General features: G+C 70.3%; 1 protein-coding gene. It reads right to left on the bottom strand.

Annotated elements, in window-relative coordinates:
- The coding region (locus tag ACZ2V4_RS11800; protein ID WP_490514962.1) for an MFS transporter at positions 1-239 on the bottom strand (239 nt) is incomplete at its 3' end.
- Between the last annotated feature and the right edge of the window lie 34 nt (positions 240-273).

Below are 273 nucleotides of genomic sequence, written 5' to 3'. Positions count from 1 at the left end.
GGAATGAGCGCAAACCAAATCGCCGGACGGATGCCCAGCCAGGCAACCAGGCCGGCGGCCGCCAGCGGTCCAACCACAGCACCCAAGTTGTCGCCGGCCCGCTCCAGACCGAATGCGCGACCGTACGCGCGACGCGGCGCCAGCGACGACAACAACGAATCACGCGCCGGCGACCGCACGCCCCGGGACGCCCACGCCAAAGCGCGCAGGATCGCCACCTGCCACACCGCCGTTGCCATCCCGATCGCCGCCGTAGCCAGTGCAGTCACCAGA

The organism is Macrococcus sp. CoH-51_TC_04, assembly GCF_058188655.1.
The sequence above is the reverse complement of the archived record's forward strand: the minus strand, read 5'-3'. Positions and strand labels throughout refer to the sequence as shown.